The organism is Lelliottia nimipressuralis (genome assembly GCF_041464075.1).
Lineage (GTDB): Bacteria > Pseudomonadota > Gammaproteobacteria > Enterobacterales > Enterobacteriaceae > Enterobacter > Enterobacter nimipressuralis.
The window spans coordinates 3,403,982-3,426,826 of record NZ_CP167172.1 but is presented as its reverse complement, the minus strand read 5'-3'; the positions used below and the strand labels follow the sequence as shown (position 1 = coordinate 3,426,826).

The 22,845-nt window shown below is 55.6% G+C and carries 21 protein-coding genes and 1 pseudogene; 18 read left to right on the top strand and 4 right to left on the bottom strand.

Annotated features, from left to right (window positions below; genetic code table 11):
• Nucleotides 1-75: 75 nt before the first annotated feature.
• A complete protein-coding gene (gene trmN, locus ACB496_RS16405) occupies nt 76-813 on the top strand; it encodes a tRNA(1)(Val) (adenine(37)-N(6))-methyltransferase TrmN (protein ID WP_102104999.1) in 738 nt (245 codons plus the stop codon).
• On the opposite strand, the gene nadB is transcribed toward trmN, so the two are convergent.
• Nucleotides 798-2,417 (bottom strand): L-aspartate oxidase, encoded by a 1,620-nt coding sequence (nadB, locus tag ACB496_RS16400; RefSeq protein WP_194513973.1) that lies wholly within the window; start codon nt 2,415-2,417, stop codon nt 798-800. The two genes, trmN and nadB, sit on opposite strands and share 16 nt — an antisense overlap.
• Before the next feature lie 324 nt (nt 2,418-2,741).
• Here nadB and rseD point away from each other — a divergent pair, with 324 nt between their 5' ends.
• The 12 genes from rseD (at nt 2,742) to acpS (ending at nt 12,155) form a co-directional block, all read left to right on the top strand.
• Nucleotides 2,742-2,846 (top strand): rpoE leader peptide RseD, encoded by a 105-nt coding sequence (gene rseD, locus ACB496_RS16395; RefSeq protein WP_228483504.1) that lies wholly within the window; start codon nt 2,742-2,744, stop codon nt 2,844-2,846.
• A complete protein-coding gene (gene rpoE / locus ACB496_RS16390) occupies nt 2,843-3,418 on the top strand; it encodes an RNA polymerase sigma factor RpoE (RefSeq protein ID WP_100779275.1) in 576 nt (191 codons plus the stop codon). The genes rseD and rpoE overlap by 4 nt, the downstream gene beginning before the upstream one ends.
• Before the next feature lie 31 nt (nt 3,419-3,449).
• A complete protein-coding gene (gene rseA, locus ACB496_RS16385; protein WP_100779276.1) occupies nt 3,450-4,103 on the top strand; it encodes an anti-sigma-E factor RseA in 654 nt (217 codons plus the stop codon).
• Nucleotides 4,103-5,056, top strand: coding sequence for a sigma-E factor regulatory protein RseB (gene rseB, locus ACB496_RS16380; RefSeq protein ID WP_100779277.1), 954 nt, complete (start codon nt 4,103-4,105; stop codon nt 5,054-5,056). Before rseA ends, rseB begins: the two co-directional genes overlap by 1 nt.
• Nucleotides 5,053-5,529, top strand: coding sequence for a SoxR-reducing system protein RseC (gene rseC / locus ACB496_RS16375; RefSeq protein ID WP_102104997.1), 477 nt, complete (start codon nt 5,053-5,055; stop codon nt 5,527-5,529). The genes rseB and rseC overlap by 4 nt, the downstream gene beginning before the upstream one ends.
• A 185-nt stretch (nt 5,530-5,714) precedes the next feature.
• Nucleotides 5,715-7,514, top strand: coding sequence for a translation elongation factor 4 (gene lepA / locus ACB496_RS16370; RefSeq protein WP_100779279.1), 1,800 nt, complete (start codon nt 5,715-5,717; stop codon nt 7,512-7,514).
• Between the two features lie 16 nt (nt 7,515-7,530).
• Nucleotides 7,531-8,493, top strand: coding sequence for a signal peptidase I (lepB, locus tag ACB496_RS16365; protein WP_100779280.1), 963 nt, complete (start codon nt 7,531-7,533; stop codon nt 8,491-8,493).
• Between the two features lie 221 nt (nt 8,494-8,714).
• Nucleotides 8,715-9,395, top strand: a complete 681-nt coding sequence (gene rnc, locus ACB496_RS16360; RefSeq protein ID WP_095284345.1) for a ribonuclease III — start codon at nt 8,715-8,717, stop codon at nt 9,393-9,395.
• Nucleotides 9,392-10,297, top strand: coding sequence for a GTPase Era (gene era / locus ACB496_RS16355; RefSeq protein WP_100779281.1), 906 nt, complete (start codon nt 9,392-9,394; stop codon nt 10,295-10,297). Before rnc ends, era begins: the two co-directional genes overlap by 4 nt.
• 11 nt (nt 10,298-10,308) lie before the next feature.
• Complete coding sequence (gene recO, locus ACB496_RS16350) at nt 10,309-11,016, top strand: DNA repair protein RecO (RefSeq protein ID WP_102104996.1); 708 nt, start codon at nt 10,309-10,311, stop codon at nt 11,014-11,016.
• 27 nt (nt 11,017-11,043) lie between these two features.
• On the top strand, nt 11,044-11,775 hold the full coding sequence (gene pdxJ, locus ACB496_RS16345) for a pyridoxine 5'-phosphate synthase (RefSeq protein ID WP_371973080.1): 732 nt from the start codon (nt 11,044-11,046) through the stop codon (nt 11,773-11,775).
• Nucleotides 11,775-12,155, top strand: a complete 381-nt coding sequence (gene acpS / locus ACB496_RS16340) for a holo-ACP synthase (protein ID WP_100779284.1) — start codon at nt 11,775-11,777, stop codon at nt 12,153-12,155. The genes pdxJ and acpS overlap by 1 nt, the downstream gene beginning before the upstream one ends.
• On the opposite strand, the gene ACB496_RS16335 is transcribed toward acpS, so the two are convergent.
• A complete protein-coding gene (locus tag ACB496_RS16335) occupies nt 12,152-12,412 on the bottom strand; it encodes a YfhL family 4Fe-4S dicluster ferredoxin (protein WP_100779285.1) in 261 nt (86 codons plus the stop codon). The genes acpS and ACB496_RS16335 overlap by 4 nt on opposite strands.
• Nucleotides 12,413-12,468: 56 nt before the next feature.
• Complete coding sequence (locus ACB496_RS16330) at nt 12,469-13,317, bottom strand: MurR/RpiR family transcriptional regulator (RefSeq protein ID WP_100779286.1); 849 nt, start codon at nt 13,315-13,317, stop codon at nt 12,469-12,471.
• Nucleotides 13,318-13,433: 116 nt separating this feature from the next.
• Here ACB496_RS16330 and murQ point away from each other — a divergent pair, with 116 nt between their 5' ends.
• The 4 genes from murQ to tadA are packed head-to-tail and all read left to right on the top strand — an operon-like array spanning nt 13,434 to nt 16,905.
• A complete protein-coding gene (murQ, locus tag ACB496_RS16325) occupies nt 13,434-14,327 on the top strand; it encodes an N-acetylmuramic acid 6-phosphate etherase (protein WP_371973079.1) in 894 nt (297 codons plus the stop codon).
• Between the two features lie 13 nt (nt 14,328-14,340).
• The gene (locus ACB496_RS16320; protein ID WP_371973078.1) at nt 14,341-15,702 is read left to right on the top strand and encodes a PTS transporter subunit EIIC; all 1,362 of its coding nucleotides are present in this window, start codon (nt 14,341-14,343) and stop codon (nt 15,700-15,702) included.
• 3 nt (nt 15,703-15,705) lie between these two features.
• Nucleotides 15,706-16,341 carry a phosphatidylglycerophosphatase C gene (yfhb, locus tag ACB496_RS16315; RefSeq protein ID WP_100779289.1) on the top strand — a complete coding sequence of 212 codons (636 nt, stop codon included), beginning with the start codon at nt 15,706-15,708 and terminating at the stop codon, nt 16,339-16,341.
• A 24-nt stretch (nt 16,342-16,365) separates the two neighbouring features.
• Nucleotides 16,366-16,905, top strand: coding sequence for a tRNA adenosine(34) deaminase TadA (gene tadA / locus ACB496_RS16310; RefSeq protein ID WP_107703097.1), 540 nt, complete (start codon nt 16,366-16,368; stop codon nt 16,903-16,905).
• On the opposite strand, the pseudogene mltF reads toward tadA, so the two are convergent.
• Nucleotides 16,793-18,358 (bottom strand): annotated as a pseudogene (mltF, locus tag ACB496_RS16305) (membrane-bound lytic murein transglycosylase MltF); the annotation flags it as partial. The gene tadA and the pseudogene mltF sit on opposite strands and share 113 nt — an antisense overlap.
• Nucleotides 18,359-18,609: 251 nt before the next feature.
• Between mltF and purL the strand changes: the two are divergent.
• Complete coding sequence (gene purL / locus ACB496_RS16300) at nt 18,610-22,497, top strand: phosphoribosylformylglycinamidine synthase (RefSeq protein ID WP_231276575.1); 3,888 nt, start codon at nt 18,610-18,612, stop codon at nt 22,495-22,497.
• Nucleotides 22,498-22,845: the final 348 nt, after the last annotated feature.

Sequence of the window (22,845 nt, the reverse complement as noted above, 5' to 3'; positions counted from 1 at the left end):
TTTGTGGATATCCCTTTTCCACCCCTTCGCTTTCACCTATGCTAATCCGGTTTTATTTAAGAAGGTTGCTTTGACATGTCTCAACCCAAAGCGCAGCTGCGCCGCGATGGTTTTACGTTTAAACAGTTCTTTGTAGCCCACGATCGCTGTGCGATGAAAGTCGGCACTGACGGTATATTACTGGGAGCGTGGGCGCCCGTCGCGAAGGTTAAGCGAATTCTGGATATTGGTAGTGGAAGTGGATTACTGGCGCTGATGCTGGCGCAACGCACGGAGCAGCACGTCACCATCGATGCTGTTGAACTTGATGCGCAGGCCGCCAGTCAGGCCAGCGAGAATGCCGCCGAATCGCCGTGGGCGTCTCGCGTTCAGGTGGAATGCGCCGATATCCTCACGTGGGCGCCGGAGCAAACGGCGCGCTACGATCTGATAGTCAGCAACCCGCCTTACTTTGAGCCTGGCGTCGACTGCGCGACGCCGGAACGCGATCAGGCGCGATACACCGGTTCGCTGGATCATACCGCCCTGTTAATGGCGGCGGCGAATTTAATCTCAGAAGAGGGATTTTTCTGCGTAGTTCTGCCCGAAAGTACCGGTAATGCGTTTATCAAAAAAGCGCTCGATATCGGCTGGTACTTACGCCTGCGAACAGATATCGCCGATAACGAAGCAAGACTCCCGCACCGCGTTTTATTAGCACTCTCCCCAAAAGAGGGTGAGTGCTTTAGCGACAGGATGGTGATTCGCGGGCCAGATCAGCGCTATTCCGAAGCCTACACGGCGCTGACCCAGGCATTTTATCTGTTTATGTGAATGAGAGGGGACAGCACCGACGGACCAGACTCCGCCAGTTGATCGGGGTAGTCCAGCGTGTAATGCAGGCCCCGACTCTCTTTGCGCATCATCGCACAGCGGACAATCAGCTCCGCCACTTGGACCAGATTGCGCAGCTCCAGCAGATTGTTAGATACGCGGAAATTGGCGTAATACTCGTCAATTTCCTGCTGCAGCATCGTAATCCGGCGTAGGGCGCGCTCCAGACGTTTGGTGGTGCGTACAATTCCGACGTAATCCCACATAAAGAGCCGCAGTTCATGCCAGTTGTGCTGGATGACCACCAGTTCATCCGGATTATCCACCCGGCTTTCATCCCAGGCAGGCAGGTGTGCCACCTCACGGGCGTAGGGCATCCGTTTGATGATATCTTCTGCGGCAGACCAGCCGTAAACCAGGCACTCCAGCAGCGAATTTGACGCCATACGGTTCGCACCGTGAAGCCCGGTATAACTCACCTCACCGATGGCGTACAGACCATCCACGTCCGTACGGCCATGATCGTCCACCATCACGCCGCCGCAGGTATAGTGCGCCGCAGGGACGATTGGCACCGGCTCTTTGGTGAGATCAATCCCAAGCCCCAGCAATTTTTCATAGATAGTCGGGAAGTGCTGGCGCACAAAATCGGCGGGCTTGTGGCTGATGTCGAGATACATACAGTCGACGCCGAGACGTTTCATTTCGTGGTCAATGGCACGAGCGACGATATCGCGCGGGGCCAGTTCACCACGCGGGTCGAAGTCTGGCATAAAGCGCGTGCCGTCGGGACGCTTGAGATGCGCGCCTTCACCACGCAGGGCTTCGGTAAGCAGGAAATTACGCGCCTGCGGATGGAACAGGGCGGTCGGGTGGAACTGGTTAAACTCCAGATTGGCGACGCGGCAACCTGCACGCCACGCCATGGCGATCCCGTCTCCTGAAGAGATATCCGGATTCGTCGTGTACTGATACACCTTCGATGCGCCGCCTGTTGCCAGCACCACCGATTTAGCCTGACAGGTCTCAACCGTCTCTTTATTCCGGTTCCAGACCCACGCTCCCACAACGCGTCGCGTGCCCGGCAGACCAATTTTATCGGAGATAATCAGGTCCACCGCATTGCAGCGTTCAAGTACCTGAATATTGGGGTGATTCCGTGCCTGAGCGACTAAAGTGGTTTCGACCTCTTTGCCCGTTGCATCTGCTGCGTGCAGGATGCGGCGGTGGCTATGCCCGCCTTCACGGGTGAGGTGATACCCCTCTTCGCCATTCGGTTGAACGTGCGTATCGAACAAAACGCCCTGATCGATAAGCCATTGCACACAGTGACGGGCGTTGCTGGCCACAAATTCCGCGGCGTGTTCATCGACAATGCCTGCGCCAGCGATCAGCGTGTCTTCCACGTGCGACGCAATGCTGTCCGTTTCATCAAATACCGCAGCAATACCGCCCTGAGCATAGAACGTCGAGCCTTCGCTCATCGGCCCTTTACTCAGTACGATCACTTTCTGATGCGAGGCCAGTCGAAGCGCCAGAGAGAGCCCGGCAGCGCCGCTGCCAATAATCAGTACATCACAATGCAGTTCTGGAGTTGTGTTCATGATGTTTGTTTAATTTACTAAACAGTGTTTGGCCAGAATAGCACCAGAATGCGATGAATCGCACGTTTTTTTTGAATGCTGTTGCGCAGCCTAAACTTAAACACAACCTCAAAAAAGGCGTAAAAGAACGAAAATATTTTGCGAAGCAGATCGTTAGCTTCAGATTATGTGGTGAAATAAACCCTGTGTTGCGGTACTCTTCTGGCAGCAAAAATACCATTTCTCATCAGAAATTGGGTACGTATCGTTAACAGACTTATAATGAGAGAAAATGAACAGTCTGCGACACGATGGACAAAAACAGACGCGTAACGGAACTTATTGATGAATAGACCCTCTAACCTCGTGCTTGCTCACATTGCAGTGTTTTTAGAGTGGCGTTTCGATAACGCGTGGAATTTAGGTTTGGGGAGACATTACCTCGGATGAGCGAGCAGTTAACGGACCAGGTCCTGGTTGAACGGGTCCAGAAGGGAGATCAGAAAGCCTTTAACTTACTGGTGGTTCGCTATCAGCATAAAGTGGCGAGTCTGGTATCCCGCTATGTACCGTCAGGAGATGTTCCTGATGTAGTGCAAGAGTCTTTCATAAAGGCCTATCGCGCGCTGGATTCTTTCCGGGGGGATAGTGCTTTTTACACCTGGCTGTATCGTATTGCAGTCAATACAGCAAAGAATTATCTGGTCGCTCAGGGCCGTCGTCCGCCTTCAACGGATGTGGACGCAATAGACGCTGAAAACTTCGAAAGCGGCGGCGCATTGAAAGAAATTTCGAACCCTGAGAACTTAATGTTGTCAGAAGAACTGAGACAAATCGTTTTTCGCACGATCGAGGCACTCCCGGAAGATTTACGCATGGCAATTACCTTGCGGGAGCTTGATGGACTTAGCTATGAAGAGATAGCGGCTATCATGGACTGTCCGGTCGGAACGGTTCGTTCGCGAATCTTCCGTGCGCGAGAAGCTATTGATAATAAAGTTCAACCGCTTATCAGGCGTTGACGATAGCGGGATACTGGAAAAGGTATTAGGCATGCAGAAAGAAAAACTTTCCGCTTTAATGGATGGTGAAACGCTGGACAGTGAGCTGCTCAACGAGCTCTCTCACTCTCCCGAGATGCAAAAGACCTGGGAGAGTTACCATCTCATCCGCGACTCTATGCGTGGTGATACGGGCGATGTTCTCCATTTCGATATCTCAGCACGCGTAATGGCGGCAATTGAGAACGAGCCTGTACATCAGACCACTCCGCTGATCCCTGAAGCTCAACCTGCGCCACATCAATGGCAGAAGATGCCATTCTGGAAAAAAGTGCGCCCGTGGGCGAGCCAATTAACCCAAATGGGCGTGGCTGCATGCGTATCGCTTGCAGTTATCGTTGGCGTCCAGCACTATAACGGTCAATCAGAAGCTAACCAGCAGCCTGAAGCGCCAGTGTTCAATACACTGCCGATGATGGGTAAAGCAAGTCCGGTTAGCTTGGGTGTGCCATCTGCCGATGCCTCAGTCAGCCCGGGCCAGCAACAGCAGGTCCAGGAACAGCGTCGTCGCATTAATGCGATGCTGCAGGACTATGAGTTGCAGCGTCGTTTGCACTCTGAGCAGCTCCAGTTTGAGCAGGCACAGACCCAGCAGGCTGGTGTGCAAGTGCCAGGAAACCAAACTTTAGGAACGCAATCGCAGTAATGAAGCAACTTTGGTGCGCCATGTCCTTAGTGGCGGGTAGCCTGTTCTTCTCTACCAACGCCTCGGCTGATTTATCGTCCGGGGCGTTGTTGCAGCAGATGAATATGGCGAGCCAGTCACTCAACTACGAGTTGGCCTTTATCAGTATCAACAAGCAAGGTGTAGAGTCGTTACGCTACCGCCATGCCCGTCTTGATAACCAGCCGCTCGCCCAGCTTTTACAACTCGACGGCCCGCGCCGTGAGGTTGTACAGCGCGGTAATGAAATCAGCTACTTTGAGCCAGGCCTTGAGCCGTTTACGCTTAATGGCGATTACATTGTCGACTCACTCCCGGCCCTCGTTTATACCGACTTCAAACGTCTGTCGCCTTACTACGATTTCATTTCCGTTGGCCGTACGCGCATTGCGGATCGGCTTTGTGAAGTGATTCGCGTCGTGGCAAGAGACGGCACACGCTATAGCTACATCGTGTGGATGGATGCGGAGAGCAAACTGCCAATGCGTGTCGATCTCCTCGATCGGGACGGCGAAACGCTGGAGCAGTTCCGCGTGATTTCCTTTACGGTGAATGGTCAGGTGGGTAACAGTATGCAGAATCTGGCGAAAGCGAGCCTTCCGCCGCTTCTGTCAGTGCCTGCGGGCGATACGGTGAATTTCAACTGGGTGCCAGCGTGGATCCCACAAGGTTTCAGCGAGATATCCAGTAGCCGCCGTCAGCTTCCGACCATTGAAACGCCGGTCGAGTCGCGTCTCTATTCCGACGGCTTGTTCAGCTTCTCGGTGAACATCAATCGGGCGTCAGCTAACAGCAGCGAGCAAATGCTTCGTACCGGACGCCGGACCGTGAGTACGACGCTGCGGGATAACGCCGAAATCACGATTGTGGGCGAACTGCCACCGCAGACGGCGAAGCGCATCGCTGACAGCATTAAATTCAGGGCCGCACAATGATCAAAGAATGGGCCACCGTTGTCTCGTGGCAAAATGGTGTTGCGCTGGTGAGCTGTGACGTGAAAGCGTCATGCAACAGCTGCGCCTCGCGCGCTGGCTGCGGTAGCCGGGTGCTGAATAAGCTGGGGCCGCAAACCACGCACACCATCTCTGTGCCAAGTGCAGAACCGCTTACTGTTGGGCAAAAGGTGGAACTGGGGATTGCTGAAGGCAGCCTGCTGGGGTCCGCCATGCTGGTGTATCTCTCCCCGCTGGTGGGCTTGTTTGTGGTCGCCGGAATTTTCCAGATGCTGTTTGGCACCGATCTCGCTGCGATGAGCGGCGGAGTGCTGGGCGGCGTGGGCGGTTTTATGCTGGCGCGCGGCTTTTCTCAAAAGCTTGCTGAGAAAGAAGCCTGGCAGCCCGTTATCCTCAGCGTGGGGCTTCCGCCAGACATGCTGCGTGTCGAAACGCTCTCTTCAGAAGCCCGATAATTCATCGGGCTTTATCTTTATTTACATCCCATAAAACAAAACGTCCTTCTCTGACACTATGCTTGGCTTTAACAGCATTTCCTGGTGACGAAGATGTAGTGTAGAATGCTGCGTTTTCGCACTGAAAAACGTCAGGCTAAGAACAGCGGCCTCCAGGAATTCGTAAGGCATAATTATTTAACTATATGAAGAACATACGTAACTTTTCGATCATTGCTCACATTGACCACGGTAAGTCGACGCTTTCTGACCGTATTATCCAGATTTGCGGTGGCCTGTCTGATCGTGAAATGGAAGCCCAGGTACTGGACTCCATGGACCTGGAACGCGAACGTGGTATCACCATCAAAGCGCAGAGCGTAACGCTCGACTACAAAGCCCTTGATGGTGAAACATATCAACTGAATTTCATCGACACCCCAGGCCACGTTGACTTCTCTTATGAAGTTTCTCGTTCGCTGGCAGCCTGCGAAGGCGCGCTGCTGGTGGTTGATGCCGGGCAGGGCGTAGAAGCTCAGACCCTGGCCAACTGCTACACCGCGATGGAAATGGATCTCGAAGTGGTGCCGGTGCTTAACAAAATCGACCTGCCGGCTGCCGATCCAGAGCGCGTGGCGGAAGAGATTGAAGACATTGTCGGTATTGACGCCACAGACGCAGTGCGCTGCTCGGCGAAGACCGGTGTCGGTGTTCCTGATGTGCTGGAGCGTCTGGTACGTGATATCCCGGCACCAGAAGGTGACGCAGATGCGCCGCTGCAGGCGCTGATCATCGACTCCTGGTTCGATAACTACCTTGGCGTGGTATCGCTGGTGCGTATTAAAAACGGCACCATGCGTAAAGGCGACAAAATCAAAGTGATGAGCACCGGTCAGGTGTACAACGCTGACCGTCTGGGTATCTTCACGCCGAAACAGGTTGATCGTACTGAACTGAAATGCGGCGAAGTTGGCTGGCTGGTTTGCGCCATCAAAGACATCCTGGGCGCGCCAGTAGGCGATACCCTGACTCAGGCACGTAATCCGGCTGATAAAGCGCTGCCAGGCTTCAAAAAAGTGAAGCCTCAGGTTTACGCGGGCCTGTTCCCGGTCAGCTCTGACGATTACGAAAACTTCCGTGATGCGCTCGGCAAGCTGAGCCTGAACGATGCTTCCCTGTTCTATGAACCAGAAAGCTCTACCGCGCTGGGCTTCGGCTTCCGCTGTGGCTTCCTGGGTCTGCTGCACATGGAGATCATTCAGGAGCGTCTTGAGCGTGAATACGATCTGGATCTGATCACCACGGCACCGACCGTAGTGTATGAAGTCCAGACCACCAACAAAGACGTTATCTACGTCGACAGCCCCTCCAAGCTGCCGCCGCTGAACAATATTGAAGAGCTGCGTGAGCCAATCGCGGAGTGTCACATGCTGCTGCCGCAGGAGTTCCTGGGCAACGTCATTACGCTCTGTATCGAGAAGCGTGGCGTGCAGACCAACATGGTTTACCACGGTAACCAGGTGGCGCTGACCTATGAAATCCCGATGGCGGAAGTGGTGCTCGACTTCTTCGACCGTCTGAAGTCTACCTCTCGTGGCTACGCGTCGCTGGACTACAACTTTAAACGATTCCAGGCGTCCAACATGGTGCGTGTGGATGTGCTGATCAACGGCGAGCGTGTTGATGCGCTGGCGCTGATCACCCACAACGATAACGCGCCGTACCGTGGCCGTGAACTGGTCGAGAAAATGAAAGAGCTGATCCCGCGTCAGCAATTTGATATCGCGATTCAGGCCGCCATCGGCAACCACATCATTGCCCGCTCTACGGTGAAACAGCTGCGTAAAAACGTCCTGGCGAAATGCTACGGCGGCGACGTAAGCCGTAAGAAGAAACTGTTGCAGAAACAGAAAGATGGTAAAAAACGTATGAAGCAGGTCGGTAACGTTGAGCTGCCGCAGGAAGCGTTCCTTGCCATTCTGCACGTGGGTAAAGACGGAAAATAATCCTTAAGGAGTTGGCATGGCGAACATGTTTGCCCTGATCCTGGTCATAGCGACCCTGGTGACGGGGCTGTTGTGGTGTCTGGATAAGTTTATCTTCGCCCCGAAACGTCGCGAACGTCAGTCTATTACGGGTGAACAGCTGGATGCGAAAACCATGAAGAAAGTCAGCCCGAAACCGGGCTGGCTGGAAACAGGGGCTTCCGTATTCCCGGTTCTGGCGATTGTTCTGGTGGTGCGTTCGTTTATTTACGAACCTTTTCAGATCCCGTCCGGTTCGATGATGCCTACGCTGCTGATTGGCGATTTTATTCTGGTAGAGAAATATGCCTATGGCATTAAAGATCCTATCTATCAGAAAACGTTAATCGAAACCGGTCATCCAAAACGCGGTGATATCGTGGTCTTCAAATACCCTGAAGATCCGCGTCTGGATTACATCAAGCGTGCCGTCGGCTTGCCAGGCGATAAAGTGAGTTACGACCCTGTCGCGAAAGAAGTGACCGTACAGCCGGGCTGTAGCTCCGGTACGGCGTGTGAGAACGCGCTGCCGATCACCTATTCCAACGTGGAGCCGAGCGACTTTGTGCAGACCTTTGCCCGTCGTAACGGGGGCGAAGCGACCAGCGGTTTCTTCCAGATGCCGAAAGGCGAAACCAAAGAGAACGGAATTCGTCTGGTTGAGCGTAAAGAGACCCTGGGTGACGTGACGCATCGCATTTTGACGGTTCCGATCGCGCAGGATCAGCTGGGTATGTACTACCAGCAGCCAGGCCAGCAGCTCGCCACCTGGATCGTTCCGCCAGGACATTACTTCATGATGGGTGATAACCGCGACAACTCTGCGGACAGCCGTTACTGGGGCTTTGTTCCGGAAGCGAATCTGGTCGGTAAAGCGACCGCGATCTGGATGAGTTTCGAAAAACAGGAAGGGGAGTGGCCGACCGGCGTTCGTCTGAATCGCATTGGCGGAATCCATTAATTCCTGATAATTGCTCACGTAACCCTCTTAAATGAGGGTTACGTGAATTATTTAAGAGATAATCTCTCCTGGCTAACGACATACCCTGTCGTTGCGTATAGAATATTCCCCCGAAGTTTAAGGTTGGCGCTGACTCAGTGCCACGGCACACGAAACCGCGTTGGTCTTATCAGGTCGGTTTCGTGTGCTGCATTTTTGACGCATTCATTTACTGGTATCGCATGAACCCCATCGTAATTAATCGGCTTCAACGGAAGCTGGGCTACACTTTTCAGCATCAGGAGTTGTTGCAACAGGCATTAACCCACCGCAGTGCCAGCAGCAAACACAATGAGCGCCTCGAGTTTTTAGGTGACTCCATTTTAAGTTACGTGATCGCAAATGCGCTTTATCACCGTTTCCCTCGTGTGGATGAAGGTGATATGAGCCGTATGCGCGCAACGCTGGTGCGCGGCAACACGCTTGCCGAGATTGCACGTGAGTTTGAACTGGGCGAATGCCTGCGACTTGGACCGGGTGAACTGAAAAGCGGTGGTTTTCGCCGTGAATCAATTCTCGCGGATACTGTCGAAGCATTAATCGGTGGTGTTTTCCTCGACAGCGATATTCAGACGGTAGAGCAACTCATTCTGAACTGGTATCAAACGCGTCTGGACGAAATAAGCCCAGGCGATAAACAAAAAGATCCTAAGACTCGTTTGCAGGAATATCTGCAGGGTCGCCACCTCCCGCTGCCATCTTATCTGGTGGTGCAGGTGCGCGGCGAAGCACACGATCAGGAATTTACCATCCATTGCCAGGTTAGCGGCCTGAGTGAACCGGTGGTTGGCACAGGTTCTAGCCGTCGCAAGGCGGAACAGGCTGCCGCCGAACAGGCGTTAAAAATGCTGGAGCTGGAATGAGCGAAGAAAAGAGTTACTGCGGTTTTGTTGCCATTGTCGGACGTCCTAACGTCGGCAAATCAACCCTGCTGAATAATCTGCTTGGGCAGAAAATATCCATTACCTCCCGTAAGGCGCAAACCACGCGTCACCGTATCGTCGGCATCCACACGGAAGGCGCGTATCAGGCGATTTACGTCGATACCCCAGGCCTGCATATGGAAGAGAAGCGTGCCATCAACCGCCTGATGAACAAAGCGGCGAGCAGCTCTATCGGTGATGTTGAATTGATCATCTTCGTGGTGGAAGGCACCCGCTGGACGCCAGATGATGAGATGGTTCTGAACAAACTGCGCGATGGCAAATCACCGGTGATTCTTGCGGTCAACAAAGTTGATAACGTGCAGGAAAAAGCCGATTTGCTGCCGCACCTGCAGTTCCTGGCAAGCCAGATGAACTTCCTCGACATCGTTCCCCTGTCTGCGGAAACGGGCATGAACGTCGATACCATCGCCGGTATCGTGCGTAAACATCTGCCGGAAGCGATCCATCACTTCCCGGAAGATTACATCACCGACCGTTCCCAGCGCTTTATGGCCTCTGAAATCATCCGTGAAAAACTGATGCGTTTCCTCGGTGCCGAACTGCCGTACTCCGTTACCGTGGAAATCGAACGTTTCCAGACCAACGAGCGTGGCGGGTACGACATCAACGGGCTGATCCTCGTTGAGCGAGAAGGGCAGAAGAAGATGGTGATTGGCAACAAAGGCGCCAAAATCAAAACCATCGGCATCGAAGCGCGTAAAGACATGCAGGAGATGTTCGAAGCACCGGTTCACCTGGAGCTGTGGGTGAAGGTGAAATCAGGCTGGGCTGATGACGAGCGCGCCCTGCGTAGTCTCGGTTACGGCGACGACGTCTAAGACACAACATCGTGGATGGATGGCAGCGAGCCTTTGTCCTTCACAGCCGTCCGTGGAGCGAAACCAGCCTGATGCTGGACGTCTTCACGGAAGAGTCGGGTCGCGTGCGCCTGGTTGCAAAAGGCGCACGTTCCAAACGCTCTAACCTGAAGGGCGCGTTACAACCCTTCACCCCGCTGTTGGTTCGTTTTGGCGGACGCGGCGAAGTCAAAACCCTGCGCAGTGCCGAAGCCGTCTCCCTGGCGCTTCCTCTGTCAGGCATCACGCTCTATAGCGGTTTGTACGTCAACGAACTCATCTCACGCGTCCTTGAACACGAAACACGCTTCTCAGAACTCTTTTTCGATTATCTGCACTGCATCCAGGCGCTGGCTGGCGCAACAGGCACACCCGAACCCGCATTACGCCGGTTTGAGCTGGCGCTGCTTGGTCACCTCGGTTACGGCGTCGATTTTTTGCATTGCGCGGGAAGCGGCGAATCCGTAGAGGACGCCATGACCTATCGCTATCGCGAAGAGAAGGGGTTTATTGCCAGCGTGGTGATCGACAACACAACGTTCACCGGGCGGCATCTCAGGGCGCTCTATGAGCGAGAATTTCCTGACCAGGATACCTTACGCGCGGCAAAACGCTTTACCCGAATTGCCCTCAAGCCGTATCTTGGAGGCAAGCCCTTAAAGAGCCGCGAATTATTCAGGCAGTTTGTGCCAAAGCGTTAATGAACAATGAGAAAACCGAGGATTGTCATGGCTGAATTACTGTTAGGCGTCAACATCGATCACATTGCCACGCTGCGTAATGCGCGCGGTACGGCTTATCCTGATCCGGTTCAGGCGGCATTTATCGCCGAGCAGGCTGGCGCCGACGGCATTACCGTTCACCTGCGTGAAGACCGTCGCCACATCACCGATCGTGACGTACGCATCCTGCGCCAGACGCTGGACACGCGCATGAATCTGGAGATGGCGGTTACGGAAGAGATGCTGGCGATCGCCTGTGAAACCCAGCCGCATTTCTGCTGCCTGGTGCCGGAAAAACGTCAGGAAGTGACCACCGAAGGCGGGCTGGATGTCGCCGGTCAGCGTGACAAAATGCAGGAGGCCTGCAAACGCCTCGCCGCTGCCGGTATCCTGGTTTCCCTGTTTATCGATGCGGATGTTGAACAGATCAAGGCCGCTGCGGAAGTCGGTGCGCCGTACATCGAAATTCATACCGGTTGCTATGCGGATGCCAAAGACGAAGCCATCCAGGCCAAAGAACTGGATCGCATTGCCAACGCAGCCCGCTATGCCGCGAGCCTGGGTCTGAAAGTCAACGCCGGTCACGGCCTGACCTATCACAACGTCAAGGCGATCGCTCAGATCCCGGAAATGCATGAGCTAAATATCGGCCACGCGATTATCGGTCGCGCGGTGATGAGCGGTCTGAAAGAGGCCGTTGCCGAGATGAAACGTCTGATGCTGGAAGCGCGTCAGTAATGGCGATTCTGGGCTTAGGCACGGACATCGTTGAGATTGCCCGTATCGAAGCGGTGATCGCCCGTAGTGGCGATCGCCTGGCAAAACGGGTGCTCAGCGACAACGAATGGGCCATCTGGGAAGCGCACCAGCAGCCGGTGCGTTTTCTGGCGAAGCGCTTTGCGGTAAAAGAAGCAGCGGCGAAAGCCTTCGGGACCGGGATTCGTAACGGGCTGGCGTTTAATCAGTTCGAAGTGTTTAACGATGAGCTGGGCAAACCCCGTCTGCGGTTATGGGGCGAGGCGCAAAAGCTTGCAGAAAGACTCGGTGTGAACCATATGCACGTTACGCTGGCGGATGAACGTCATTACGCCTGCGCCACGGTGATCATCGAAAGCTAGAGTTTGTCCGCGTGATGCAGCTGCACGAACTTATCCCACAGCTGCTCTTCTGATTCGGCATGGGCCGGATCTTTGAGAATGGTGTTAGGGATCGGGCACACTTTCTGACAGGTCGGCGTTTCGTAATGGCCGATGCACTCGGTGCAGCGATCGCTGTTAATCTCATAAATGCTGTCACCCATTGAAATGGCCTCGTTAGGGCATTCGGGTTCGCACATATCGCAATTGATGCATTTTTTGGTGATTAACAGCGCCATCAGGAAAATCTCAGAAACATCACAAACAGGGCGGGCATTATACGCTCATTCCCTGCTCAAACCAGTTTTTTTACCAGCTCTTCGCTGTGACGAATGCGTCCCGGCGCATGTTCCAGATCCTGCTGTACCAGTGCCACAAAGAGCAGATCCGTCAGCATCATCTGGGCGCTGGTAGAGGAAATCGCCGCGCTGCGGGTGGCCTGTTCTTCGGCAATGGTGTACAAGCAGCGCGTGGCCCGCTGCTGCAGGGCATTCGGGTTAAAACCGGTAATCGCCAGGATTTTACCCCCGACGCGCAGCGTTTCATCAGACGCCAGATTGATCTCCCGACGTTCTCCGGAATAGGAGATGGCTAACAGCAAATCATTCGGGTCCATCGCCTGCACGGTAGACAGCAGGGCGTGCATGTCCTGTTCAACCACGGCGTTATAGCCGATCTTAGTCAGTTTCCAGCCAAAATTACGTGCCACCAGCCCCGATGCGCCAATGCCGGTCAGAATAATTCGCCGCGCCGCGCGCAGCATCGCCACGCTCTCAAGCAGCTTCTCTTCGCTGTTCACGTCAAGCGTAGCGTGCATCGCCGTCACGTTCTCTTTGATCAGCTTTTCACCGACCAGACGCATCGGATCGTCGCCGCGAATCTGATTGTGCAACGGCATGGATTGCGGATTTGGATTGTTGACCAGCGCTTCGCTGATCGCCAGTTTTAGTGCCGGAAAACCTTTAAAACCAATTTTTTGCGCGAATTTCACCACGCTGGACTGGCTCACGCCCGCTTCGCTTGCCAGCTGCTGAGAACTGAGATGACGCGCATGATCGGGCTGGGAAAGCAGGAAATCCGCCAGTTTTTTATCGCTCTGGGCAAAGCCCGCGTACCGCTGGCGAATACGAATTAAACAGTTCATACGCCTCCTGGCGAAATGTGATTGCTGCTGCAAAACAGAATTTTGCTCGCCTGAATGAATTTTATATTCCATTATAGTACGGTTAATATGAATTAAAAATTCCTGAGGGACAAAAAATGAATCTTGGCTCACTCGTTTCAGAAACCCGTAATCCGCAAACCATGGATCTCGATGCGCTCTCCACGCTCGATCTTGTTAACCGTTTTAATCAACAGGATACGCTGGTCGCGCTGGCAGTGAAAGAGACATTGCCTGAGGTGGCAAAAGCCGTTGATGCCGCCGCCGCCGCGCTGAAAGCCGGTGGACGCATTATTTACATGGGGGCAGGGACCAGCGGACGTCTCGGGGTACTGGATGCCTCTGAATGTCCGCCGACCTTTGGCGTGCCGCACGGTCTGGTGATTGGGCTGATTGCCGGTGGGCCGGGGGCGCTGTTGAAAGCGGTCGAAGGGGCTGAGGACGATAAACAGCTGGGCGCGAATGATCTCGCCGCCCTGAGCCTGACAAAAAACGATCTGGTAGTCGGCCTGGCGGCATCCGGGCGCACGCCTTATGTCATCGGCGGTCTGGAATATGCCAAACAGCTGGGCTGCACGACGGTAGCGATCTCCTGTAATCCCGGTTCGCCGATTGCACAGGTTGCGGCGATTGCCATCTCTCCTGTCGTGGGGCCAGAAGCGCTGACCGGATCGACGCGCCTGAAATCGGGCACCGCGCAAAAGCTGGTACTCAACATGATCTCCACGGGGGCAATGGTGAAATTCGGCAAGGTCTACCAGAACCTGATGGTGGACATGAAAGCCACCAACATCAAGCTGGTGGATCGTGCCTGCCGTATGGTTGTGGAAGCCACCGGCGCCAGCCGTGAAGAGGCTGAAGCTGTTCTCCAACAAACCGATCACGACGTTAAACCGGCCATTCTGATGATTCTGAGCGGACTGGACGCCACAGCGGCACGCGCAAAACTGGAAGCCCATCAGGGATTCTTGCGGGCTGCATTACAAAACTAAAACTGAGGCGTATATGGAAAAAACAGCAGTGCTCGCCAGCGACATCTTGCAAGGGATTGGCGGGGAGAAAAACATCCGCCGTCTCGAAAACTGCATGACGCGCGTGCGGGTCGAAGTTCAGGACGACGGCCAGCTCGATCTGGCGCGTCTGAAAAAGCTCCCCGGCGTCAGCGGCTACGTAAAGCAGGGCGCACAGCACCAGCTGATTGTCGGGCCGGGCAAAGCCGCGCAGGTCGTTGATGCGATGCGTGCGCTGATGATCGGTGAAAGCGCTGAGGTTTTAGGCGATGTGGATCGCAACAAAGCGCAGGCCAAAGCCAAATACAAAGCCCCGATGAGCGATGCGCTGCGCCAGTTGGCCAACGTCTTTATTCCCCTGATCCCGGCGTTTATCGCGTCGGGTCTGATTACCGGGATTATCAATATCCTCAAACGCCCGGATATCGTCGGCGATTTTGCGACCCATTATCCAAACCTGCTTGGGATTCTGGGCATCTTTGGTAGCGCGGTGTTTGCCATCATGAACATTCTGGTGGGCGTCAACGCGGCGAAAGTCTACGGCGGTTCGATGGCGATGGGCGGCGTGATGGCGGGGATCCTCTCCAGCCCGCAGCTGGCGCAAATCACCCTGTTTGGCGAAGCGCTCCAGCCCGGACGCGGCGGTGTCATCGCGGTGCTGCTGGTCGTCGCCCTGATGTGCTGGGTCGAGAAGCGTCTGCGCAGCCTGCTGCCGGGCTCGATTGAGTTGATCCTCAATCCACTGCTGACCACCCTGATCACCGGTACGCTGGCGATTGTGGCCTTGCAGCCGTTAGGCGGCTGGATCTCCGAGGCGATTGCGCACGGGGCGTCGATGGCTATCGATCGTGGTGGCTTGCTGGTGGGGGCGGTGCTGTCCGGTACCTTCCTGCCGCTGGTGTTAACCGGGCTGCATCAGGGGCTGGTGCCTATTCACGTGGAGCTTGTGCAGGCGCACGGCTACAACGCGCTGCTGCCGATTCTGTCGATGGCAGGGATGGGGCAGGTCGGTGCTGCGATTGCTATCCTGCTGAAAACACGCAACGAACGGCTGAAAAAGGTGATCAAAGGTGCATTGCCGGTTGGATTGCTGGGCATCGGTGAGCCGCTGATTTTCGGCGTCACGCTGCCGCTTGGCAAACCTTTCCTCGCGGCCTGTCTGGGCGGAGCGATGGGCGGGGCGTTGATCAGCTACTGGAAAGTGGCTACCGTTATTACTTTCGGGATCTCCGGTTTACCGCTGGCATTAACCATCGTGACCGGAAAAGTCACGCTCTATCTGTTAGGCTGTTTGGTAGCGATTATCGCCGGGTTCTTGTTTACCTGGCTGTTAGGATTCCACGATCCAGAGGAGTAAGGTTTGGTTAATCACGAGCGCCGCGTTGTCTTTTTCGATTTGGATGGAACGCTTCATCAGCAGGATATGTTTGGCAGTTTTATGCGCTATCTGTTGCGTCGCCAGCCCTTGAACGCACTGCTCGTGCTGCCACTTTTGCCGATCATCGGGATCGCACTGTTGATAAAAGGGCGCGCGGCGCGCTGGCCAATGAGCCTGCTGTTATGGGGCTGCACCTTTGGGCACAGCGATGCGCGGCTCAGCCAGCTGCAACAGGATTTCGTCCACTGGTTTCGCGGGCACGTCACCGCGTTTCCGGTGGTTCAGGACCGGCTGACGGAGTACCTCAACGCCAGTGACGCCGATATCTGGCTTATCACCGGCTCGCCGCAGCCGCTGGTGGAGCAGGTCTATTTTGACACGCCGTGGTTGCCGCGCGTGAATCTGATTGCCACTCAAATGGGGCGCGCCTACGGCGGATGGGTGCTGACGCTGCGCTGTCTGGGGCACGAGAAAGTGGTGCAACTGGAGAAAAAAATCGGCACGCCGCTGCGCCTTTACAGCGGCTACAGCGACAGCAAGCAGGACAACCCGCTGCTCTATTTCTGCCAGCACCGCTGGCGCGTTACCCCTTCAGGCGAACTTCAGCAACTGGAATAGTGTTAATCATAACGGGTGTGTATAATGCCGCCCGCTTTCCGACTGGAGTACCTTTCGTTGTCTGACCTTGAACTCAATCATGAATACTGGATGCGCCATGCGCTTTCCCTTGCAAAACGCGCCTGGGATGAGGGCGAAGTGCCCGTGGGTGCCGTTCTGGTGCATAACAATCAGGTGATTGGCGAAGGGTGGAACCGTCCGATAGGTCGCCACGATCCGACTGCGCATGCCGAAATCATGGCTCTGCGTCAGGGCGGGCTGGTACTGCAGAACTACCGTTTGCTGGATACAACGCTGTATGTCACGCTGGAACCCTGCGTGATGTGTTCTGGTGCGATGGTGCACAGCCGCATCGGGACGCTGGTGTATGGCGCGCGGGATGAAAAGACAGGCGCGGCGGGTTCCTTAATGGACGTACTCGGTCATCCGGGCATGAACCACCAGGTCCAGATTATCGGTGGGGTACTTGCACCAGAGTGTTCGGGGCTACTAAGCGATTTCTTTCGAATGCGCCGTCAGCAGAAAAAGCAACAAAAGGCAGAATTGAAGTCGTCGGGTGATTAAGCTCATTCGGTGATACCACCGGATAGCTCTGCGCCAGCTGCTCAGCCTCCATCACTTCCTTCTCTTTCTCCTGCAGATAACCTTCCAGGCTTATCTGATACTTGCGGATATTTTCCACATACGCGTAGGCTTCGTGGCCGCGCGCATACCCGTACGTGAGTTTATTGTACCAGGGCTTCTGGCTCAGCAGCGGCAGACGCTGTTTTACGTCAGACCAGCTGTCAGGATTGCCTTTGGTCTTGGCGGTCAACGCGCGGGCGTCGAGCATATGCGCGTAACCCATGTTGTATGCCGCCAGTGCAAACCAGATCCGCTCCTCTTCCGGCACCGTTTCCGGTACTTTCGCCATCATATCCTGCAGATAACGCGCGCCGCCGCTAATGCTCTGTTCCGCGTCGGTGCGATCCGTCAGGCCGAGACTTTGCGCCGTATTCTTGGTGAGCATCATCAGGCCACGCACGCCGGTGGGTGAGGTCGCCTGGGCGTCCCAGTGAGATTCTTGATAAGAAATTGCCGCCAGCAGGCGCCAGTCGATCGCCTGGGCGTATTTCTCGAACAGCGGCTGGAGTTCCGGCAGCACACTGTCGACCGCGCGCAGGAAGCTGCGGGTATCGACGTAATCGAAATCGCCGCCGTGACCGAGATATTTCTCCTCAAGCCGCGCGAGGGTACCGTCTTCATTCATCGAATTGAAGAAATCGAGGATCGCGGCGGCGAGGGTTTGATCTTCGTCGAGAGGGCTAAACCAGGTGACGGGCTGTTCGTCGGTCACGTCCAGCGCCACGGCCAGCTCCGGATGCACGCGCTGGAATAGACTGATCGCCACGGAATCGGCGATGGTGTACGCCAGCTTTTTATCTTTTACCTGTTCCAGTAGGGCCGTAGTGCCGAGTTTGTCATCGACCTTCCAGCTGAGATCCGGGTATTTCTTCTCTTTCAGGGAGCGCAAATCGTCAATCACCACATGGCCTGGCGCGATGGTGAGCTGCTGATCGTTAAGGGCAGCAAGCGTACGCGGGCGCACTCCGCCCACGCGATAGACAAGTTGCTGAGAAACGGAGTAGTAGGTCGGCCCTGGCTGATAGTTCTTGCTGCGCTCGCTGTTATAGACCAGCCCGGCGGCGAGCATATCGGCATCGCCGTTATCCAGGTCGTCAAACAGCTGGCTGATATTCTGGCGAACAGTGATTTTGAGTTTTACGCCCAGGTAGTCGGCAAACTGCTGCGCCAGCTCGTAATCGAGACCGGTAATTTTGCCGTTAACGTTGTTGTAGGTCAGCGGAGAGCTGATGGTACTGACACGCAGCTCCCCCCGCGACTGGATCGCGGCGATACGGTTTTCGGCTTTGCCGAACCAGGGGATTGAAGGCCACAGGGCCGCTGCCAGCAGCAAGGTTACAATGCCGATGAGCAGATAATTAATCTTTAATTTTTTCAATTAGTTAATTCTCTGCGCCGTGCGTTGCCTCAGTGTGCTGTAGCCATGTTAAGAATAAGGTTTGCCATTGATTGAGCGGCATTTTGCGCAAACTTACGACAGTTGGCAACAAATTAGAGAGACAGGTCACACCTATGGATAAAAATGCGAGATGATTTTATTTCGACGCAAACGGTTTCGTCGGCGCTCAGGATTCTCTATAATGACGCCCGTTTTCCCCTTGCGCACACTGTAAGCGCCTCAGGCGCTTCGAAGACGAGAGACTTATGATGGAAATTCTGCGTGGTTCGCCTGCACTGTCTGCCTTCCGTATCAACAAACTGCTGGCACGTTTTCAGGCTGCCGACCTTCCGGTAAGCAATATTTACGCTGAGTATGTCCATTTTGCTGACCTGAATGCTCCCTTAGATGCGCAGCAGCGCGAGCAGCTTGAACGTCTGCTCAAGTATGGCCCGAGCCTGAGCAGCCATACGCCAACCGGCAAACTGATCCTTGCGACGCCTCGCCCTGGCACCATCTCCCCCTGGTCTTCTAAAGCCACTGACATTGCCCACAACTGCGGCCTGAGCCAGATTAATCGTCTGGAGCGCGGCGTGGCGTATTACGTTGAAGCCTCGACGTTGACCGCTGAACAATGGCAGGCCGTTACCGCTGAGCTGCACGACCGCATGATGGAAAGCGTCTTCGCGTCGCTGGATGATGCACAACAGCTGTTCTCTCACCATCAGCCTGCGCCCGTTCAGAGCGTGGATCTGCTGGGTGAAGGCCGCCAGGCGCTGATTGATGCCAACCTGCGTCTGGGTCTGGCGCTGGCAGATGACGAGATTGACTACCTGCAGGATGCGTTCGTGAAGCTGAACCGCAACCCGAACGACATCGAACTCTATATGTTCGCGCAGGCCAACTCCGAGCACTGCCGCCATAAGATTTTCAACGCCGACTGGGTTATCGACGGCGAAGAACAGCCGAAGTCGCTGTTTAAAATGATCAAAAACACCATGGAACAAACGCCTGACCACGTCTTGTCTGCCTATAAAGACAACGCGGCGGTGATGGAAGGTTCTGAGGTGGGCCGCTTCTTCGCCGATCGCGAAGCAGGGCGCTATGCATTCCATCAGGAGCCTGCGCATATCCTGATGAAAGTGGAAACGCACAACCACCCGACGGCGATTTCGCCATGGCCGGGTGCAGCCACCGGTTCCGGCGGCGAAATCCGTGACGAAGGCGCAACCGGACGTGGGGCAAAACCAAAAGCGGGCCTGGTCGGTTTCTCCGTCTCTAACCTGCGTATTCCTGGCTTTGAACAGCCGTGGGAAGAAGATTTCGGCAAGCCAGAGCGCATTGTCACTGCGCTAGACATCATGACCGAAGGCCCACTGGGCGGGGCGGCGTTTAACAACGAATTTGGTCGCCCGGCGCTGAACGGCTACTTCCGTACCTATGAAGAGAAGGTCGACAGCCACAACGGCGAAGAGCTGCGCGGCTACCACAAGCCCATCATGCTGGCAGGCGGGATCGGCAATATTCGCGCCGATCACGTGCAGAAAGGTGAGATCACCGTCGGCGCGAAACTGATCGTTCTCGGCGGCCCGGCAATGAACATCGGTCTGGGCGGCGGGGCGGCCTCTTCGATGGCCTCTGGTCAGTCTGACGCAGACCTCGATTTTGCTTCCGTACAGCGCGACAACCCTGAAATGGAGCGTCGTTGCCAGGAGGTGATCGACCGCTGCTGGCAGCTTGGCGATGCCAACCCTATTCTGTTCATTCACGACGTCGGTGCGGGCGGTCTCTCTAACGCCATGCCGGAGCTAGTGAGCGACGGCGGCCGCGGGGGGCGTTTCAATCTGCGCGATATCCTGAGCGATGAGCCAGGCATGAGCCCGCTGGAAATCTGGTGTAATGAATCCCAGGAACGCTACGTGCTGGCGGTCTCTCCGGACCAGTTGCCGCTGTTCGACGAACTGTGCCGCCGCGAGCGCGCACCGTACGCGGTCATTGGTGAAGCGACGGAAGAGCTGCATCTGACCATGAACGATCCGCACTTCGACAATCAGCCGATTGATCTGCCGCTTGACGTGCTGCTGGGCAAAACGCCGAAGATGACCCGCAACGTGCAAACCCGTAAAGCTGCGGGCAAAGCGCTGGATGTGCGCGGGATCGCCATTGCTGATGCCGTGAATCGCGTCCTGCACCTTCCGGCGGTAGCGGAAAAAACCTTCCTCGTGACCATCGGCGACCGCTCGGTGACCGGTATGGTGGCCCGCGATCAGATGGTTGGCCCATGGCAGATCCCGGTGGCGAACTGCGCGGTGACCACGGCGAGCCTCGACAGCTACTACGGCGAAGCGATGGCGCTGGGCGAACGTACCCCGGTTGCACTGCTGGACTTCGCCGCCTCTGCCCGTCTGGCGGTCGGCGAAGCGCTGACCAACATCGCTGCGACCCAGATTGGCGATATCAAACGCATCAAACTCTCCGCGAACTGGATGGCCGCAGCCGGGCACCCAGGCGAAGACGCGGGTCTGTATGAAGCCGTAAAAGCGGTCGGCGAAGAACTTTGTCCGGCGCTGGGTCTCACCATTCCGGTCGGCAAAGATTCTATGTCGATGAAAACCCGCTGGCAGGAGGGCAACGAGCAGCGCGAAATGACCTCTCCGCTGTCGCTGGTTATCACCGCTTTTGCCCGCGTGGAAGATGTGCGTCACACCATCACGCCACAGTTGGCTACGGAAGATAACGCCCTGCTGCTGATTGATCTCGGTAAAGGCCACAACGCTCTCGGGGCGACCGCGCTGGCGCAGGTTTATCGTCAACTGGGCGACAAACCGGCAGATGTGCGCGACGTGGCGCAACTGAAAGGCTTCTACGACGCTATTCAGGCGCTGGTGGCGGATCGCAAACTGCTGGCCTATCACGACCGTTCTGACGGCGGCCTGCTGGTGACACTGGCTGAGATGGCTTTCACCGGCCACTGCGGTGTGGAAGCAGATATCGCTTCGCTGGGCGACGACCGTCTGGCGGCGCTGTTTAACGAAGAGCTGGGCGCGGTCATTCAGGTTCGTGCTGCTGACCGCGATGCCGTTGAAGCGCTGCTGGCGCAGCATGGTCTGGCGGATTGCGTACACTATCTGGGTAAAGCCGTCAGCGGCGATCGCTTCGTGATTGAAGCGGACGGTCACGCGGTGTTCAGCGAAAGCCGCTCCACGTTGCGTATGTGGTGGGCCGAAACCACCTGGCAGATGCAGCGTCTGCGCGATAACCCTGAGTGCGCCGATCAGGAACATGAAGCCAAAGCGAATGACAGCGATCCGGGTCTGAACGTGAAGCTCTCCTTCGACATTAACGAAGACGTGGCGGCACCTTACATTGCGACCGGTGCGCGTCCGAAAGTGGCGGTTCTGCGCGAGCAGGGCGTGAACTCCCACGTGGAAATGGCGGCAGCGTTCCACCGTGCGGGCTTTGACGCTATCGACGTCCACATGAGCGACCTGCTGGCTGGGCGCACCGGGCTGGACGATTTCCAGGCACTGGTTGCCTGCGGCGGCTTCTCTTACGGCGACGTGCTGGGGGCAGGTGAGGGTTGGGCTAAATCCATTCTGTTCAACAATCGCGTGCGCGATGAGTTCGAAACCTTCTTCCACCGTCCGCAGACGCTGGCGTTGGGCGTGTGTAACGGCTGCCAGATGATGTCGAATCTGCGTGAGCTGATCCCTGGCAGCGACGCCTGGCCGCGCTTTGTGCGTAACCAGTCCGACCGCTTCGAAGCGCGCTTTAGCCTGGTTGAAGTGACCCAAAGCCCGTCTCTGCTGCTGCAGGGAATGGTGGGCTCGCAGATGCCGATTGCGGTTTCACACGGTGAAGGGCAGGTGGAAGTGCGCGATGCTGCGCATCTGGCTACGCTCGAAAGCAAAGGGCTGGTGGCACTGCGCTTCGTCGATCACTTCGGCAAAGTGACGGAAACCTACCCGGCAAACCCTAACGGCTCAGCAAACGGTATTACCGCCGTGACCAGCGAAAGCGGCCGCGCCACCATCATGATGCCGCACCCGGAGCGTGTATTCCGTACCGTCAGCAACTCCTGGCACCCGGAAAACTGGGGCGAAGACAGCCCGTGGATGCGTATCTTCCGCAATGCGCGTAAGCAGTTAGGTTAATCAGCCTGTCAATGCCTGGCGGCACTGTGTTTGCCCGGCTTTCAAAAGGCTTAAATTGGAGGCCCGGTGAGCGCTAGCGCCATCGGGCTTTTTTTGTCGCAAAAATGCGACAAACGCATAACAACCGTGTCGCCAAAAGGAGACATGTAACTCGTTGATTTTAAATGGGTGCGTAAGAGTGATGAGAAGGTGTATCTAATTAGCGACACTTAGCCTGGAAATCGTTCAGTCAGCAACTAACGTTGTTTTGCCATAAATGTGTTAAATATCATGATGATAATAATTTGTTTTGCATTCTGGCACGGCTGTTGCATAATATTAACCAGTGGCTCATTCACCCTCTTATGT

Coding starts and splice junctions, on each gene's coding strand:
- trmN (WP_102104999.1), top strand. CDS start 76: ATGTCTCAACCCAAAGCGCAGCTGCGCCGCGATGGTTTTACGTTTAAA.
- nadB (WP_194513973.1), bottom strand. CDS start 2,417: ATGAACACAACTCCAGAACTGCATTGTGATGTACTGATTATTGGCAGC.
- rseD (WP_228483504.1), top strand. CDS start 2,742: ATGAATAGACCCTCTAACCTCGTGCTTGCTCACATTGCAGTGTTTTTA.
- rpoE (WP_100779275.1), top strand. CDS start 2,843: ATGAGCGAGCAGTTAACGGACCAGGTCCTGGTTGAACGGGTCCAGAAG.
- rseA (WP_100779276.1), top strand. CDS start 3,450: ATGCAGAAAGAAAAACTTTCCGCTTTAATGGATGGTGAAACGCTGGAC.
- rseB (WP_100779277.1), top strand. CDS start 4,103: ATGAAGCAACTTTGGTGCGCCATGTCCTTAGTGGCGGGTAGCCTGTTC.
- rseC (WP_102104997.1), top strand. CDS start 5,053: ATGATCAAAGAATGGGCCACCGTTGTCTCGTGGCAAAATGGTGTTGCG.
- lepA (WP_100779279.1), top strand. CDS start 5,715: ATGAAGAACATACGTAACTTTTCGATCATTGCTCACATTGACCACGGT.
- lepB (WP_100779280.1), top strand. CDS start 7,531: ATGGCGAACATGTTTGCCCTGATCCTGGTCATAGCGACCCTGGTGACG.
- rnc (WP_095284345.1), top strand. CDS start 8,715: ATGAACCCCATCGTAATTAATCGGCTTCAACGGAAGCTGGGCTACACT.
- era (WP_100779281.1), top strand. CDS start 9,392: ATGAGCGAAGAAAAGAGTTACTGCGGTTTTGTTGCCATTGTCGGACGT.
- pdxJ (WP_371973080.1), top strand. CDS start 11,044: ATGGCTGAATTACTGTTAGGCGTCAACATCGATCACATTGCCACGCTG.
- acpS (WP_100779284.1), top strand. CDS start 11,775: ATGGCGATTCTGGGCTTAGGCACGGACATCGTTGAGATTGCCCGTATC.
- ACB496_RS16335 (WP_100779285.1), bottom strand. CDS start 12,412: ATGGCGCTGTTAATCACCAAAAAATGCATCAATTGCGATATGTGCGAA.
- ACB496_RS16330 (WP_100779286.1), bottom strand. CDS start 13,317: ATGAACTGTTTAATTCGTATTCGCCAGCGGTACGCGGGCTTTGCCCAG.
- murQ (WP_371973079.1), top strand. CDS start 13,434: ATGAATCTTGGCTCACTCGTTTCAGAAACCCGTAATCCGCAAACCATG.
- ACB496_RS16320 (WP_371973078.1), top strand. CDS start 14,341: ATGGAAAAAACAGCAGTGCTCGCCAGCGACATCTTGCAAGGGATTGGC.
- tadA (WP_107703097.1), top strand. CDS start 16,366: ATGCCGCCCGCTTTCCGACTGGAGTACCTTTCGTTGTCTGACCTTGAA.
- purL (WP_231276575.1), top strand. CDS start 18,610: ATGATGGAAATTCTGCGTGGTTCGCCTGCACTGTCTGCCTTCCGTATC.